The organism is Aureimonas flava (assembly GCF_003583935.1).
Lineage (GTDB): Bacteria > Pseudomonadota > Alphaproteobacteria > Rhizobiales > Rhizobiaceae > Aureimonas > Aureimonas flava.
Map to the genome: position 1 here is coordinate 119,088 of NZ_QYRN01000004.1, position 14,430 is coordinate 133,517.

Annotated in this window: 15 protein-coding genes; 5 read left to right on the forward strand and 10 right to left on the reverse strand. The window is 70.4% G+C overall.

Features of this window, described 5'->3' with window-relative positions; translation table 11 throughout:
- Positions 1-150 precede the first annotated feature (150 nt).
- From cysS to rarD, 4 genes are all read left to right on the forward strand, one after another.
- Positions 151-1,584 carry a cysteine--tRNA ligase gene (cysS, locus tag D3218_RS19945; protein WP_119539531.1) on the forward strand — a complete coding sequence of 478 codons (1,434 nt, stop codon included), beginning with the start codon at positions 151-153 and terminating at the stop codon, positions 1,582-1,584.
- The gene (gene pip / locus D3218_RS08290) at positions 1,581-2,576 is read left to right on the forward strand and encodes a prolyl aminopeptidase (RefSeq protein WP_210209658.1); all 996 of its coding nucleotides are present in this window, start codon (positions 1,581-1,583) and stop codon (positions 2,574-2,576) included. Before cysS ends, pip begins: the two co-directional genes overlap by 4 nt.
- Entirely contained in the window at positions 2,573-3,070 is a 498-nt protein-coding gene (locus D3218_RS08295) for a GFA family protein (RefSeq protein WP_119539533.1), read from the forward strand. The genes pip and D3218_RS08295 overlap by 4 nt, the downstream gene beginning before the upstream one ends.
- A 117-nt stretch (positions 3,071-3,187) precedes the next feature.
- Positions 3,188-4,108 carry an EamA family transporter RarD gene (gene rarD / locus D3218_RS08300; RefSeq protein WP_119539534.1) on the forward strand — a complete coding sequence of 307 codons (921 nt, stop codon included), beginning with the start codon at positions 3,188-3,190 and terminating at the stop codon, positions 4,106-4,108.
- Between the two features lie 7 nt (positions 4,109-4,115).
- Here rarD and D3218_RS08305 read toward each other — a convergent pair whose 3' ends face one another.
- From D3218_RS08305 to D3218_RS08325, 5 genes are all read right to left on the reverse strand, one after another.
- Complete coding sequence (locus tag D3218_RS08305) at positions 4,116-4,721, reverse strand: LOG family protein (RefSeq protein ID WP_119539535.1); 606 nt, start codon at positions 4,719-4,721, stop codon at positions 4,116-4,118.
- Between the two features lie 64 nt (positions 4,722-4,785).
- Positions 4,786-5,376 (reverse strand): energy-coupling factor transporter transmembrane component T family protein, encoded by a 591-nt coding sequence (locus D3218_RS08310; RefSeq protein WP_119539536.1) that lies wholly within the window; start codon positions 5,374-5,376, stop codon positions 4,786-4,788.
- Positions 5,373-6,050 carry an energy-coupling factor ABC transporter ATP-binding protein gene (locus D3218_RS08315; RefSeq protein ID WP_119539537.1) on the reverse strand — a complete coding sequence of 226 codons (678 nt, stop codon included), beginning with the start codon at positions 6,048-6,050 and terminating at the stop codon, positions 5,373-5,375. Before D3218_RS08315 ends, D3218_RS08310 begins: the two co-directional genes overlap by 4 nt.
- A complete protein-coding gene (locus D3218_RS08320) occupies positions 6,047-6,610 on the reverse strand; it encodes a biotin transporter BioY (RefSeq protein WP_119539538.1) in 564 nt (187 codons plus the stop codon). The genes D3218_RS08315 and D3218_RS08320 overlap by 4 nt, the downstream gene beginning before the upstream one ends.
- Before the next feature lie 81 nt (positions 6,611-6,691).
- Positions 6,692-7,549: a D-amino-acid transaminase gene (locus D3218_RS08325; protein ID WP_119539539.1), complete on the reverse strand. Its 858-nt coding sequence runs from the start codon at positions 7,547-7,549 to the stop codon at positions 6,692-6,694.
- Between the two features lie 195 nt (positions 7,550-7,744).
- On the opposite strand from D3218_RS08325, the gene xylB reads away from it, so the two are divergent.
- Entirely contained in the window at positions 7,745-9,202 is a 1,458-nt protein-coding gene (gene xylB / locus D3218_RS08330) for a xylulokinase (RefSeq protein ID WP_119539540.1), read from the forward strand.
- 399 nt (positions 9,203-9,601) lie between these two features.
- Here xylB and D3218_RS08335 read toward each other — a convergent pair whose 3' ends face one another.
- The 5 genes from D3218_RS08335 to livM all read right to left on the reverse strand — a co-directional run bounded on the left by D3218_RS08335 (position 9,602) and on the right by livM (position 14,429).
- Complete coding sequence (locus D3218_RS08335; protein WP_119539541.1) at positions 9,602-10,714, reverse strand: branched-chain amino acid ABC transporter substrate-binding protein; 1,113 nt, start codon at positions 10,712-10,714, stop codon at positions 9,602-9,604.
- Positions 10,715-10,883: 169 nt separating this feature from the next.
- Positions 10,884-11,216, reverse strand: a complete 333-nt coding sequence (locus tag D3218_RS08340) for a DUF6867 family protein (RefSeq protein WP_245414976.1) — start codon at positions 11,214-11,216, stop codon at positions 10,884-10,886.
- An 11-nt stretch (positions 11,217-11,227) separates the two neighbouring features.
- A complete protein-coding gene (locus D3218_RS08345) occupies positions 11,228-11,995 on the reverse strand; it encodes an ABC transporter ATP-binding protein (RefSeq protein WP_119539543.1) in 768 nt (255 codons plus the stop codon).
- Positions 11,992-12,978 carry an ABC transporter ATP-binding protein gene (locus tag D3218_RS08350; RefSeq protein ID WP_425359297.1) on the reverse strand — a complete coding sequence of 329 codons (987 nt, stop codon included), beginning with the start codon at positions 12,976-12,978 and terminating at the stop codon, positions 11,992-11,994. The genes D3218_RS08345 and D3218_RS08350 overlap by 4 nt, the downstream gene beginning before the upstream one ends.
- A 2-nt stretch (positions 12,979-12,980) precedes the next feature.
- Positions 12,981-14,429: a high-affinity branched-chain amino acid ABC transporter permease LivM gene (gene livM, locus D3218_RS08355; protein WP_119539544.1), complete on the reverse strand. Its 1,449-nt coding sequence runs from the start codon at positions 14,427-14,429 to the stop codon at positions 12,981-12,983.
- Position 14,430: the final 1 nt, after the last annotated feature.

Below are 14,430 nucleotides of genomic sequence, written 5' to 3' on the forward strand. Positions count from 1 at the left end.
CATCATGCCGCACTGCGAGAGATTTGTCGCCGCTCCCGCCAATACTTAACCGAGGCTGAACGGGCGCCGGACGGCGAGGCGGTTTGAACGGCGTCGGTTTTGCCTGTAGCTCTGCTGCGCCGCCGCGACGAGGGCGGACCGAGGACCGACATGACCGACGACGCGCCCCGCCTGTTCCTGACCAACACGCTGACCCGCCGCAAGGATGCGTTTCGCCCGCTCGACTGGCGCGGCGCCGACGTGGCGGAGGCGGACCGGCGCGTGCGCATGTACGTGTGCGGTCCGACCGTCTACGACTTCGCCCATATCGGCAACGCACGGCCGGTGATCGTGTTCGACGTCCTGTTCCGCCTCCTGCGCCATCTCTTCGGCGCCGGGCGCGTGGTCTACGCGCGCAACATCACGGACGTGGACGACAAGATCAACGCGCGGGCCGCGCGCGACTTCCCCGAGTTGCCGCTCAACGAGGCGATCGCCCGCGTCACCGAAAAGACCGCCGCCCGGTTCCACCAGGACGTCGCCGCCCTCGGCTGCCTGCCGCCGACGGTGGAGCCGCGCGCCACCGCCTTCGTCGCGCCGCGCGCCGACGGCCTGCCCGACATGATCTCGATGATCGGGACGCTGATCGCCAAGGGCCACGCCTACGTCGCGGGCGGCGAGGTGCTCTTCGACGTCGGCTCCATGCCGGCCTACGGCGCGCTGTCGCATCGCCGGCTGGAGGACCAGCAGGCCGGCGCGCGCGTCGCCGTCGAGGCGCACAAGCGCAACCCGGCCGATTTCGTGCTGTGGAAGCTGTCGGGCGAGCACGAGCCCGGCTGGGACAGCCCCTGGGGCCGGGGCCGGCCGGGCTGGCACATCGAGTGCTCCGTGATGAGCGCGGCCTATCTCGGGCAGACCTTCGACATCCATGGCGGCGGGCTCGACCTGATCTTCCCGCACCACGAGAACGAGATCGCCCAGTCCTGCTGCGCCCACGGCACCGAGCGCATGGCAGAGGTGTGGATGCACAACGGCTTCGTCCAGGTGGACGGCCGGAAGATGTCGAAGTCGGAAGGCAACTTCGTCACCATCGCCGACGTGCTGGACACCGATCGCGTCGGCGGTCGCCGGTGGCCGGGCGAGGCCGTGCGCCTCCTGATGCTGAAGACGCACTATCGCGAGCCGATCGACTTCACCGCCACCAGGCTGGACGAGGCGGTGCGCGAGCTCGACAAGTGGGAGCGGCAGGCGCGGGCGGCCGGCGAGCCTGCGTCGGCCGAGCCCGATCCGGTGTTCCTGGAGGCGGTGTGCGACGACCTCGCGCTCGCGGCCGCCGTCGCGCGCGTCCACGCCCTGTTCGACGAGGGTCGCCCGGCGGAGGCGCTCGCCTCGCTCCGCCTCCTCGGGATCGATCCGGTGCGCGAGCAGGCGGTCGGCGCGGATGTGGCCGAGCGCATCGCCCGCCGCCTCGAACTCCTGAAGGCGCGGGACTTCGCCGCCGCCGACGCGCTGCGCGACGCTTTGGCCGCCGAGGGCATCATGCTGAAGGACGGCAAGGACCCCGCGACGGGCGAGCGCATGACCACGTGGGAGATCCGACGTTGAGCGAGGCGCGTCGCCAGCTCTACCCGACGATCCAGCCCTATCGGACGGGCCAGTTCGACGTGGGCGACGGGCACGTCCTCTACTTCGAGCTGTGCGGCAACCCGGACGGCAAGCCGGTGATCTTCCTGCACGGTGGGCCCGGCAGCGGCTGCAACCCGTCCCATCGCCGCCTGTTCGATCCTGATCGCTACAACGTCCTCCTGTTCGACCAGCGCGGCTGCGGCCGGTCCTCGCCGCTGGGAAGCCTCGAGGCCAACACCACCCATCATCTCGTCGCCGACGTCGAACGGCTGCGGCGCATGGTGGGCTTCGAGCGCGCGATGCTGTTCGGCGGATCCTGGGGCTCCACCCTGGCGCTGGCCTATGCGCAGGCGCATCCGGCGCGCGTCACCGACATGATCCTGCGCGGCGTCTTCACAGGGCGCCGCGCCGAGTTCGACTGGTACTATCGCGACGGCGCGAGCCGGCTGTTCCCCGACGAATGGGAGCGCTTCCTCGAGCCCTTGTCCGAGGCGGCGAGGGGAGATCCGATCGCGGCCTATCGCCCGCTGCTCCTCGATCCCGACCGCAACGTGCGAGCCCGCGCCGCCCGCGCGTGGACCGACTGGGAGGCGCGCACCGTGTCCATGCGCGCGCTCCACGACATGGCGGGCGGCTTCGGCGCCAGCGATCATGCCATCGCCTTCGCGCGGATCGAGAACCACTTCTTCGTCCACGACCTGTGGCTGGAGGAGGGGCAGCTCGTGCGCGACGCGGGTCGCCTCGCCGGCATCCCCGGCATCATCGTGCAGGGGCGCTACGACGTGGTGACGCCCCCCGTCACCGCCTGGGACCTGCACCGGGCCTGGTCCGGCTCCGAGCTTCAGATCGTGGAGGATGCCGGCCATGCCTTTTCCGAGCCGGGCATCCTCGACCGCCTGATCCTGGCCACCGACCGCTTCGCGCTCCATAACGAGGGGAGCGTCTCGCCAGAGAGGAGCGTCGGGTCATGACCTTGAACCACCGTCCCGCCCATACCGGCGGCTGCCAGTGCGGCGCCGTCCGGTTTCGCGTCCACGGCGCGCTCGGCCGCGCCTCGGTCTGCCATTGCCGCATGTGCCAGAAGGCGTTCGGCTCGCTCTACGCGCCGCTGGTCAACCTCGGCACGGCCGAGCTGGTCTGGACCCGGCGCGAGCCCAGGCGGTTTCGCTCGTCCAACCATGTCCTGCGCGGCTTCTGCCCCGATTGCGGGACGCCGCTGACCTACGAGGCGCCCGACGGCGTGGCCCTGGCCATCGGCGCCTTCGACGATCCCGCGCCGCTCGCGCCCGAGATCCAGTTCGGCATCGAGAGCAAGCTGCCCTATGTCGACGCGGTGCCCGGCCTGCCTGTGCGCACGATGCAGGAGGACGAGGCCGACAACGCCTTCCTGGCCGACCTCGTGTCCTTCCAGCACCCGGACCGCGAGATGCCGGGCGAGGGGCCGGACGAGGGCCGGCGGCCCTGAAGGGGCGATGCGACGCTCGCATCACGGAAACGAATGGCAGGCATCAGAGAAACCAAGGTGCCATGACGATCGCGGCTTGCTAGAAGCACCTCGGACCCTGCGCCCGAGCGAGCCGCCATGCCACCGACCCAAGCCGAGCCGGCCAGCGGCTATGCCTACGGCATCGCCGCCTATTCGATCTGGGGCCTCGTCCTGCCGATCTACATGAAGGCGCTGGCGCACGTTCCCTCCATGGAGGTGATGGCGCAGCGCATCCTGTGGTCCTGGGTGCTGACGCTCGGCATCGTGGCGGCGACGGGCGGCTTCGGCACGCTGCGCCCGTCGCTCACGCCGCGCGTGCTCGGCACGCTGGTGCTCACCGCCGCGCTGATCTCGGTGAACTGGGGCGTCTACGTCTGGGCCATCGCGACCGGACACGGCCTCGACGCGGCGCTCGGCTACTACATCAACCCGCTCATCAACGTGCTGATGGCCGCCGTCTTCCTGCGCGAGCGGCTGAACCGCATCCAGGCGGTCGCGGTCGGCATCGCCGCAGCGGGCGTGCTGATCCTCACCGTTGAGAGCGGCGGTCTGCCCTGGGTGTCGCTCGCTCTCGCGCTGTCCTTCGCGTCCTACGGCCTCCTGCGCAAGACGGTGCGGATCGGTGCGACGGAGGGCTTCTTCGTGGAGGTGTCGATCCTGTTCGTGCCCGCCCTGGCGCTCGCCGTATGGCTGGTGCGCGATGGGGGCGGCCGGTTCGGCCTCGCGGCGCCGGAGACCGCGCTCCTGATCGGCACCGGGCTCGTCACCGCCGTGCCGATGATCCTGTTCTCCATGGCGGCGCGCCTCCTGCGCTACACCACGGTCGGCCTTCTCCAGTACATCGCGCCGACGCTGATCGCGCTGACCTCGATCTTCCTGTTCGGCGAGCCCTTCGGCCCGTGGCAGGCCGTCGCCTTCGGCTTCATCTGGGTGGCGCTCGCGCTGTACAGCTGGTCGATCGTCAAGGACCGGCGGGCCGCCGTCCGGGCGGTCCCGGCGGCCGACCCCGCGCGCTGACCCCTCGTCAGAGCTTCTCGATCACGGCGGCGACGCCCTCGCTGACGCGCGCCGGGGCGGCGGCCTCCAGGGCCGGCAGGAGGTCCTCGATCCGATCCACCACGATCGGCCGCACCATATGCGCGGTGTGGATGAAACCGGCCTCGCGCATGTGGTCGAGCAGGGCGGAGAACGGGTCCCAGAACCCGTTGATGTTGGCGATGGCGATCGGCTTGGCGTGGCGGCCGAGCTGGCTCCACGTCATGATCTCCACCAGTTCCTCCAGCGTGCCGATGCCGCCCGGCAGCGCCACGAACGCGTCCGCGCGCTCGAACATCAGGTGCTTGCGCTCGTGCATGTCCTGGGTGACCACGAGTTCGTCCAGGCGCTTCAGCTCCGACTCCGTCGCCTCCATGTCGATCAGGAAGCGCGGGATGATGCCGGTCACGCGCCCGCCCGCTGCGATCACGGCGTCGGATACGGCGCCCATGATGCCGCGCGTGCCGCCGCCGTAGACGAGATGCATGCCGGCTCGGCCCATGGCGGTGCCGAGCGCCTCGGCGGACTCGCGGTAGATGGGATCGCGGCCGCTCGAAGAGCCGCAATAGACGCAGAGGGATCGAATCGAATTCATGGGATCAAGGTCGGTCCTACGGTGGATCGGGTCAAGCGCGGGGCGGCGATTTCGCTGCGGCGCGTCAGCTTCGCGCCTCGATCGCCTCGGCCACTTCGTCGGCCGTCTTGAGCGTTCGCAGCACCAGGGGCACGGCGAGCGCGAGGACCGAACGGTGGAGCCCGCGCGCGGCCTGCGCCTCGCGGATGTCGGACGCCACGGCCGCCAGCACGGGCACGAAACGGATGGCGAGGCCGAAGGCGAGGCCGATCCGCCTCGGATCGACGCCGAGCGGGCGCAGGGGCACGGCTGCGCGGGCGATCGTGTCGGCCATGTCGGATGGGCGGGTCGTCGCCGTCACGAGGCCTGCGAGGAGGAGGAGCGCGGCCAACCGCGCGGCGAACAGCGCCCCTTCGTGCCAGCCCGCGAACCAGACCTGGAACGCGCCCACGAGCAGCACGACCGGCAGCACGGCCTTCATGGACCGCCCCGCGAAACGCCATCCGAGACGCGCCACCGCGAAGAGGATGGAGGCGAGAGCCAGGGCGCCGAGCGACAGCGCGAGGCTCGGCACGGCGAACAGGGCGGTTCCGATCGCCGCCAGAGCCGCCAGCTTCGCGGCCGCCGGAAGGCGATGCAGCGGGGAGGGGCCGGGCCGGTAGAGGTCCGCGATCATGCTTCGGCGATCCGCCGATAGGCCGCCAGCGCCTCGATCGGCGGCGCATCGCAGGCAACGCGCCCCCGATCGAACACCAGCACGCGGTCGAACCCGTCCAGGAGCGCGAGGTCGTGCGTCGCCATCACCACCGGCCGGTCCGCCGCCTCCACCGCGGCCATGACGCGGCGCGTGTTGCGCAGGTCGAGAAGGGTGGTCGGCTCGTCCAGAACCAGGAGGCGCGGCTCCAGCACCATGATGCCGGCGAGCGCCACGAGCTGCCGCTCGCCGCCCGACAGCTCGTGCGCCAGCCGCTCCCCGAAGCCGGCGAGGCCGAAGCGCGCGAGCGCCGCCTCGACGCGCGGGCCGATCTCGGATTTGGGCAGGTCGCGGTTCTTCAGCCCGAACGCCAGATCCTCCGCGACCCCCGGATAGACGATCTGGTGGTCCGGGTTCTGGAACAGGAAGCCGACATGCCGCCGTGCGGCCTTGGGGTCGGCCGCGGTGTCCGTCCCGAACACGCGCACCGTCCCCCGCGTCGGCTTCAGGAGGCCGTTCAGGAGGCGGGCGAAGCTCGACTTGCCGGATCCGTTCGCCCCGACGACGCCGATCCGGCGCTCGCCGAGGGTCAGACGAAGGTCCGACAGGACGCGCCGGTCGCCGCGATCGAGATCGACGCCGTCGAGTTCGATCATCCCGCGCGGCGGGCGCTGCGCGTCTCGATCAGCGGGTAGGCCTTGGACACGGTCACGATGATCGCGGCGGCGAGGCCCGCCTTCAGGAGATCGCCGGGGATGAAGGCGAGGGAGCCCGACGCGGCGGTCAGGAGCGGTGCGCCCGTCACCAGCGAGATGCCCGGGATGCCGCAGGCGTAGAGCACCACGATGCCGCCGGCCACCGCCGCCGCGAAGGCGGAGACGAAATGGAGCCGCGGCATGAAGCGCTCCACCAGGAGCCCGGTGACGAAGGCCGCCGGGAGCCAGCCGAGGAAGAAGCCGACCGTCGGCCCCGCCAGCACCGCGATGCCGCCGCGACCGCCCGAAAGAAGCGGCAGCCCGGCCAGCACGATCGCCATGAACAGGAGGATCGCCAGCGTTCCGCGCCGCGCGCCGAGGATGCCGCCCGCCAGCATCACGCCCATCGACTGCGCGGTGATCGGCACGCCGATCACCGGCACCTGGAGCGCGGGAAAGGTGCCCAGGACCGCCATCAGGGCGGCGAACAGGGCGATGAAGACGATGTCACGGGTGCTCATGCGGTTCCCCTCGCGTGCGGACGCCAGATCGATGCTGCAAGCTCTTAAGCAACGGCTCGGTCGCCGTCGAGGGCGCGCGGATCAGATCGCCCGGGCGATCGCGGTCTCGAGATAGGCGGCGCGCAGCCGGCGGGCGATCGGTCCGGGGCGCCCGTCGCCGATCGCCGCGCCGTCGATCTCCACCACGGGCGTCACGAAGGCGCCGGCCGAGGTGATGAAGGCCTCGCGCGCGCCTTGTGCCTCGGCCACAGTGAACGGCTTCTCCTCGACGCGAAGGTCCAGCTCGCCCGCGACCCGCATCAGCGCCGCGCGCGTGATGCCGTGCAGGATATCGTGGCCCAGCGCGCGGGTGCGGATCGTCCCCTCCCGCGTGACGATGTAGGCGTTGTTGCTGGTGCCCTCCGTCACCTCGCCGTTCTCCACGAACCAGGCGTCGTCCTTGCCCTGCCGCTTGGCCTGCATCTTGGCCATGGACGGATAGAGGAGCTGCACCGTCTTGATGTCGCGCCGGCCCCAGCGAAGATCGGGAACGGAGGCGATGCGAAGGCCGCGCTCGGCTTCCGGCGTCTCGATCGAGGCGCGCGCCTGGGTGAACATCACCAGCGAGGGTGCCGTGCCGGCCTTGGGATAGGCGAAGTCGCGGTCCGCCTCGCCGCGCGTCACCGTGAGGTAGACGTGGCCGAGGTCCAGCGCGTTGCGCGCGACGAGCTCGCGGTGGATCGCCAGGATCTCGTCGTCCGTCGCGGGCGAGGGGAGGTCGAGTTCGGCGAGCGAGCGGCGCAGCCGCGCGCAGTGGCCGGGGAAGTCCAGCAGCCGGCCGCCGATCACCGCGGTCACCTCGTAGACCGCGTCGGCGAACAGGAAGCCGCGGTCGAACACCGAGACCTTCGCCTCGGCCTCGGGATGGTAGGCGCCGTTGACATAGACGATACGGGGCATGGACGGTCCGGGGCTGAGCTCGACTGGCGCCGCTTCTAGCGCGTCCCGGCGCCGATCAGAAGCGCGGATCGGGCCCCTCGCGACGGCTCCGCCGTCTTGCCGGTTGATGACGACGGCCATCCGACGTTACCTGTGGGAGAAACGGGAGGAATCGACGTCGAGCGGTTTCTCGCCCCGCAGGAGGACTGGAAGCGCATGGGCCACTATCTCGGGCTGGATCTGGGCACGTCGTCGCTCAAGGCCCTGATCGTCGACGAGGACCAGACGCCCGTCGCCACGGCCAGCGCACCGCTGCAGGTCACGCGCCCCGCCTTCGGCTGGTCGGAGCAGGACCCGGCCGCCTGGATCGCCGCCTGCGAGACCGTCCTGTCCCAGCTCGCGGCCGAGCATCCGCAGGCCCTTGCCTCGGTGCGCGGCATTGGCCTGTCGGGGCAGATGCACGGCGCGACGCTGCTGGACGAGGCCGACGAGGTGCTCCGCCCCTGCATCCTCTGGAACGACACCCGTTCGCACGAGGAGGCCGAGGAGCTGGATGACGAGGAAGCGCGGTCGATCACCGGCAATATCGTCTTTCCGGGTTTCACCGCGCCCAAGCTGCTCTGGGTTTCGCGCAACGAGCCGCGCGTCTTCGAGCGCGTGCGCCGCGTCCTCCTGCCCAAGGACTACCTGCGCCTCTGGCTTACCGGCGAGGCGGCGTCCGACATGTCGGACGCGGCGGGCACCGCCTGGCTGCGCACGGGCGAGCGCCGCTGGTCGAGCACGATGCTTCGCCGCACCCGCCTGTCGGAGGCCGAGATGCCTCGCCTCGTCGAGGGCAGCGAGGCGAGCGGCACGCTGCGCGACGCGCTCGCTCGCCGTTGGGGCCTGCCGGACGGCGTGGTGGTGGCCGGGGGCGGCGGCGACAACGCGGCTTCGGCCTGCGGCGTCGGCGTGACCCGGCCCGGCACCGGCTTCCTGTCGCTCGGCACCTCGGGCGTCCTGTTCACCGCCAGCGCCGGATACGACCCGGTGCCCGACACCGCGCTCCACACGTTCTGCCACGCGCTGCCGGGCCTGTGGCACCAGATGGGCGTCACGCTCTCGGCGGCGGGTTCGCTGGAATGGCTGTCGGGCGTGCTGGTCGAGAGGCCGGGCGAGCTGGTGGCGGCCGCAGGCACGGACCTGCGCGCACCGGGCAGGCTCCTGTTCCTTCCCTACCTGTCGGGCGAGCGCACGCCCCACAACGACGCAGCCGTGCGCGGCGCCTTCATCGGCCTCCAGGCCGACACGAGCCGGGCCGACATGGTGCGCGCGGTGCTGGAGGGCGTCGCCTTCTCGATCCGCGACTGCCTGGATGCCGCCCCGCACGCTTCCTGGGTGCGGCAGTTGATCGCGGTCGGCGCCGGCTCGCGGTCCGAACTCTGGCTCCGCATCATGGCCAGCGTCCTGGAGACGCCCGTCGCCCTGCCGGCCGCAGGCGATTTCGGCGCCGCGTTCGGCGCGGCCCGCCTCGGCATCTGCACCGCGACGGGCGCCGACCCGGACGCGGTGATGACCGACCCGCCGATTGCCGCCCGCTACGAGCCCGACGAGACGCTGGTGGAATCCTTCGCCGAGGCCCACCATCGCTACCAGTCGCTCTATCCCGCGCTGACGGCCGCCGCGCGCGGCTGACGCGGGAGCGCGCTCCGGCGACGGCCGGCCCTCTCGCGGCGCTCCGCCCGATCCTGCCGCCCCGCCGCCCGTTCGCCGGCGCCGGGCTCGGTCACGCAACCCGTGGGCGTGGCGGGGCCGGCACCCTTCGCATGCCCGGCCGTCCGGCTTGTCGGACCGCCGGCCTGCGTCGTCGTGGCGACTTCGCGCCGCGTTCGGGACGGTGCCCGGATCGGGTGGCGATGCGGCGTCCGCCGACGCGGCGCGGGCACCGCCATCGCATCGCTCCAACTCGACCCTTGAGCCATCGCCCGGTGCCGCGCGGGGCGGCGACCTGCGCCCGCCTCGCCCGGCCCCACAGACGGATGCGGCCCGGCATGTCGCCATGCCGGGCCGCCTCGTGCCAAACGGTGGTCGCGCTTACTGCGCGGCGGCCGTCTGGATGTAGTCGTACTTGCCGTTCTTCCACTCGTAGATCACGTAGCCCGGCAGGGTCACGTCACCCTTGTCGTCGAACTTGAGGTCGCCGATCACGGTGGGGAAGGTCTCGGAGTCGAGCGCCTTGACCACGTCCTCGTACTCGGTCGAACCGGCCTTCTTGGCGGCTTCGACCCAGGCCTGGATCGCGGCGTAGGTGTAGAGGGTATAGCCCTCCGCGCTCTTGCCCGCGGCCTCGATCTCCTTCACCACCGGGGCGGCGGTCGGGTTCTTGCGCGGGTCGGGCGAGAAGGTCATCAGCGTGCCTTCGCCGGCGTCGCCGGTGATGGCCCAGTACTCGTCGGTCACGATGGCATCGCCCGACATGATCTTGGCGGTGACGCCCTGTTCCTTCATCTGGCGGGCGATCAGGCCGGCCTCGGTGTGGTAGCCGCCGATGTAGACGAGCTGGACGTCGGCCTGCTTCAGCTTGGAGACGAGGGCGGTGTAGTCCTTTTCGCCGGCCGAGTAGGACTCGGTCATCGCCGGCTTCTTGCCATTGGCCTCCATGGCCTTGACGGTCTGCTCGGCGAGGCCCTTGCCGTAGGCCGACTTGTCGTCGAGCACGGCGACGTTCTGGTCCTTGAAGTTCTCGGCGATGTAGGCGCCGGCGACCTCGCCCTGCTGGTCGTCACGGCCGCAGACGCGGTAGATGCCGTCCGAGGGGCGCTTGTCGGTGTAGTCCGGGTTGGTGGAAGCGGGCGAGATCTCGACGATGCCCTCTTCCGAATAGACCTGGCTGGCGGGGATCGAGGAGCCCGAGCAGAAGTGGCCGGCCACGAAGGGCACGCCCTGCGAGGCGAACTGGTTGGCCACCGCCACGGCCTGCTTCGGGTCGCAGGCGTCGTCGCCCACGGAGAGCTTCAGCATCTCGCCGTTGACACCGCCGGCGGCGTTGATGTCCTTCACCGCCTGCTCGGCACCGTTGCGGAGCTGCTCGCCGAAGGTTGCGTACTGGCCCGTCATCGGGCCCGCGACGCCGATCGTGATGTCGGCGAAGGCGGCGCCGCCCAGCACGACGTTGAGGGCCACACCGGCCAGAAGCGCTTTCATCATCTGTCTGTTTTCCCTGTTGATTCCCGAACCGTCTTGCGCGGCTCGGAGGGTTCGCGCGTTTCGTTCCCGGGCCGAGTAAAGACCATGGCTCGGCGAAGCGGAATAGGAATTCTCACAACCTGTCGTGTTTATGCCTAATTTTTTGAGCCTCCGGCGGGATGCCGAAGTTTTACGCCCTTTCGAAGCGATATTGCCGCGACATCTGCCCCGCGCGCGTTCGCGAGCGGCCGAGAACCGCGAAGGCGAGAATCACCGCGAAATCGATCACGGCGTAGTGCAGCGCGGTGGGAAGCGTCGCCGCCGGCAGGAAGAACGTGCCGTGGAACAGGCTGAAATGCAGGAAGCGGATCGCCGCCGTCAGCAGCAGGCAGTAGAAGACCATCAGGCCCCAGCCGCTCCAGGACCGCGCCGTGGACCGTCCGATCGCATAGGCCAGCGCGCCGCCGATCACCACGCTGACGACGAGGAACTCGAAGAACGTCACCTCCCAGAGGAGGGCCATTTCCTTTTCCATCAGTGATGCCCCCCTTCGAGATAGGCGCTGCGCACTTCCTCGCGCGAGAGAAGCTCGCGTCCCGTGCCGCTCATGGTGATGCGCCCGTTGACCATGACGTAGCCGCGATGGGCGAGGCGAAGCGCGTGGAAGGCGTTCTGCTCGACCAGGAACACGGTCAGTCCCTCGTTGCGGTTGAGCTCGCGCACCGCCTCGAAGATCTGCTTCACGATCAGCGGCGCGAGGCCGAGCGAGGGCTCGTCGAGGAGGAGGAGCCTCGGCCGGCTCATCAGCGCGCGCGCGATCGCCAGCATCTGCTGCTCGCCGCCCGACAGCGTGCCGCCTCGCTGGCCCGCGCGCTCCCGGAGGCGCGGGAAGAGGTCGAACACGCGCCGCAGGTCGTCCTCGAAATGCTCCTGCCCGACGAGCACCGTGCCCATCTGCAGGTTCTCCATCACGGTCATGCGCCCGAAGATGCGCCGTCCCTCGGGCGACTGGGCGATGCGTCGCGTCATGATCGTGTGGGTGGGGAGCTGCGAGATGTCCTCGCCGCGATAGAGGATCTGTCCCGAGCGGGCGCGCGGGTTTCCGCAGATCGTCATCATCAGCGTCGACTTGCCGGCGCCGTTGGCGCCGATCAGCGTGACGATCTCGCCCTCGCCGACGTCGAGGTCCACCCCCTTCAGGGCCTGGATCTTGCCGTAGAAGGTCTCGACGCCGCGGATCGACAGGAGCGGGGCGGCCGTCGCGGCGGCCGCGGAGGGGGTCTGCGTCATCGTCGCGCTCATGCGCCCGTTCCTCCCGGCAGTCCGGCGGTCGCGACCGCACCGTCGATGTCGCCCTGGTCGAGGCTGGCTTCCACGGCTTCCACCTCCTCGTCGTCGACGCCGAGATAGGCGGCGATGACACGCGGGTCGTTGCGCACGTCCGAGGCGGTGCCGTCCGAGATCTTCTGCCCGTAGTCGAGCACCACGACGTGGTCGGAGATCTCCATGACGACGCCCATGTCGTGCTCGATCAGGAGGATCGAGACGCCGAAATCGTCGCGCAGCGAGCGCAGCAGCATGTTGAGCTCGGCCGATTCGCGCGGGTTGAGGCCCGCCGCCGGCTCGTCGAGGCACAGGAGCACCGGGTCGGTGCACATGGCGCGGGCGATCTCCAGGCGGCGCTGGTCGCCGTAGGAGAGATCGGCCGCCGGATCGTCGGCGCGGTGGAGGAGCGCCGTGCGTTTCAGCCAGTCCACCGCGCGGTCCTGCGCCGCTTCCTTGGCGCGGCGGTAGCCCGGCAGGCCGAGAAGGCCGCCGATCGTGAAGCCGGAGGCCGCCATCAGCTTGTTGTGCTGGGCGACGAGCAGGTTCTCGAACACGGTCATTCCGCCGAACAGGCGGATGTTCTGAAACGTGCGCGCCACGCCCGCCACCTCGGTGATGCGGAAGTCGCTCATCCGCTCGAGCAGGAAGACCTCGCCGCCCGAGACCTTGAGGCTCTGGGCGCCGGTGCGCGTGAGCTGCGTCACCGCGTCCTGCCCGATTCCGGTGCCGCGGCGGAGCGCGATGCGCCCTTCCGTCGGCTTGTAGAAGCCGGTGACGCAGTTGAACACGGTGGTCTTGCCGGCCCCGTTGGGGCCGATCAGGGCCGTGATGTCACCGCGCCCGACGGAGAAGGACAGGTCGTTGATGGCGACCAGGCCGCCGAAGCGCATGGTCAGGTGCTCGACCGTGAGCACCGGGTCGCGCGCCCAGCGGCCCGCGTCGTGGATCATCTCGGCCATCGTCAGTGCCCCTCGCCCTGGGCGACCATGTCGGCCCCGATCGCCTTGCGTTCCTTGTAGACGGCGGACGGCTGGCGGGAGGACACGAGCCCGCGCGGCTTCCAGACCATGATGGCCACCATGGCGACGCCGAAGATCAGCATGCGGTACTGCGTCGGATCGAAGCCCGCGCCGAACACGGCCTGGAGGAAGCCGAGATTGCGCAGGAGCTCGATGCCGCCGATCATCACCACCGAGGCGATCACGACGCCGATCTGCGAGCCGAGGCCGCCCAGCACCACGATGGCCAGGATGATCGCCGATTCGAGGAAGGTGAAGCTTTCCGGCGAGATGAAGCCCTGGCGCGTCGCGAAGAACGATCCGGCGAAGCCGCCGAACATGGCGCCCGTGGCGAAGGCCGTCAGCTTCACGTTGGTGGTGTTGATGCCGAGCGCCCGGCAGGCGATCTCGTCCTCGCGCAGCGCCTCCCAGGCCCGGCCGACCGGCATGCGGCGCATGCGCAGCGTGACGAAGTTGGTCAGGAGCGCGAGCGCGAGGATGATGTAGTACAGGAAGATGAAGCGGTGGATGCCGTCGTAGGGGATGCCGAAATAGTCGGAGAACGACCCTTCGCCGCGTCCGAAGTCGAGCCCGAAGAGGGTGGGGCGCGGGATGCCCAGGAGCCCGTTCGGCCCCCCGGTCACCTGGTACCAGTTGAGCAGCACGACGCGGATGATCTCGCCGAAGGCCAGGGTCACGATGGCCAGATAGTCGCCCCGCAGGCGCAGCACCGGGAAGCCCAGCACGATGCCCCAGAGCGCGGCGAAGAGGCCCGCCATCGGCAGGCAGACCCAGAACCCGAGCTCGAAGTTGATCGCCAGCAGCGCGAAGGAATAGGCGCCGACCGCGTAGAAGGCGACGTAGCCGAGATCCAGGAGCCCGGCGAGGCCGACCACGATGTTGAGGCCCCATCCAAGCATGACATAGGTCAGGATCAGGATGGAGAGGTCGATCAGGTACCGGTCGCTCCCCGGTGCCACGGCCTGGATCAGGAAGGGCAGGACCAGCGCGACCGCCAGGAGGCCGACGCCGAGGAACCGGCCGAGGCCGGCTCCCTTGGCGGCCACGGTCTTGCCGCCCTTGGCCGCGCCCTTTTCCCGCCGCTGGAACAGGAGGAGGCTGAGCACGAGGCGCACGCCGAAGGCGATCGCGACGGCGATGAGCCAGAGATCCCAGCGGATCGAGAAGACGAGGCCGCCCGGCGCGATGTCGGTGCGGACCAGGAGGAAGAACAGCGTCAGCGCGCCGACGATCGCCGCGGTGATCGCCGCCTCGCGGAGCGCCACGGCAAGGCTCGGGCCCGAGGCGGGCGGGTTGGCGAAGGGCGGCTCGCCGCGCATCGCGTCCCGGCGCGCCTCGTCCTCGATCTGCGCGCCCTCGGGCGTGCTGGCAGGCGTCTGGATGGCGGCCATG

Excerpts from the sequence above, each read along its gene's own strand:
- rarD (WP_119539534.1), top strand. The coding sequence starts at position 3,188 with ATGCCACCGACCCAAGCCGAGCCGGCCAGCGGCTATGCCTACGGCATC.
- D3218_RS08315 (WP_119539537.1), bottom strand. The coding sequence starts at position 6,050 with ATGATCGAACTCGACGGCGTCGATCTCGATCGCGGCGACCGGCGCGTC.
- D3218_RS08320 (WP_119539538.1), bottom strand. The coding sequence starts at position 6,610 with ATGAGCACCCGTGACATCGTCTTCATCGCCCTGTTCGCCGCCCTGATG.
- D3218_RS08325 (WP_119539539.1), bottom strand. The coding sequence starts at position 7,549 with ATGCCCCGTATCGTCTATGTCAACGGCGCCTACCATCCCGAGGCCGAG.
- D3218_RS08350 (WP_425359297.1), bottom strand. The coding sequence starts at position 12,978 with ATGGCCGAGATGATCCACGACGCGGGCCGCTGGGCGCGCGACCCGGTG.
- D3218_RS08305 (WP_119539535.1), bottom strand. The coding sequence starts at position 4,721 with ATGAATTCGATTCGATCCCTCTGCGTCTATTGCGGCTCTTCGAGCGGC.
- D3218_RS08335 (WP_119539541.1), bottom strand. The coding sequence starts at position 10,714 with ATGATGAAAGCGCTTCTGGCCGGTGTGGCCCTCAACGTCGTGCTGGGC.
- D3218_RS08310 (WP_119539536.1), bottom strand. The coding sequence starts at position 5,376 with ATGATCGCGGACCTCTACCGGCCCGGCCCCTCCCCGCTGCATCGCCTT.
- cysS (WP_119539531.1), top strand. The coding sequence starts at position 151 with ATGACCGACGACGCGCCCCGCCTGTTCCTGACCAACACGCTGACCCGC.
- xylB (WP_119539540.1), top strand. The coding sequence starts at position 7,745 with ATGGGCCACTATCTCGGGCTGGATCTGGGCACGTCGTCGCTCAAGGCC.
- D3218_RS08340 (WP_245414976.1), bottom strand. The coding sequence starts at position 11,216 with ATGGCCCTCCTCTGGGAGGTGACGTTCTTCGAGTTCCTCGTCGTCAGC.
- livM (WP_119539544.1), bottom strand. The coding sequence starts at position 14,429 with ATGGCCGCCATCCAGACGCCTGCCAGCACGCCCGAGGGCGCGCAGATC.
- D3218_RS08345 (WP_119539543.1), bottom strand. The coding sequence starts at position 11,995 with ATGAGCGCGACGATGACGCAGACCCCCTCCGCGGCCGCCGCGACGGCC.
- D3218_RS08295 (WP_119539533.1), top strand. The coding sequence starts at position 2,573 with ATGACCTTGAACCACCGTCCCGCCCATACCGGCGGCTGCCAGTGCGGC.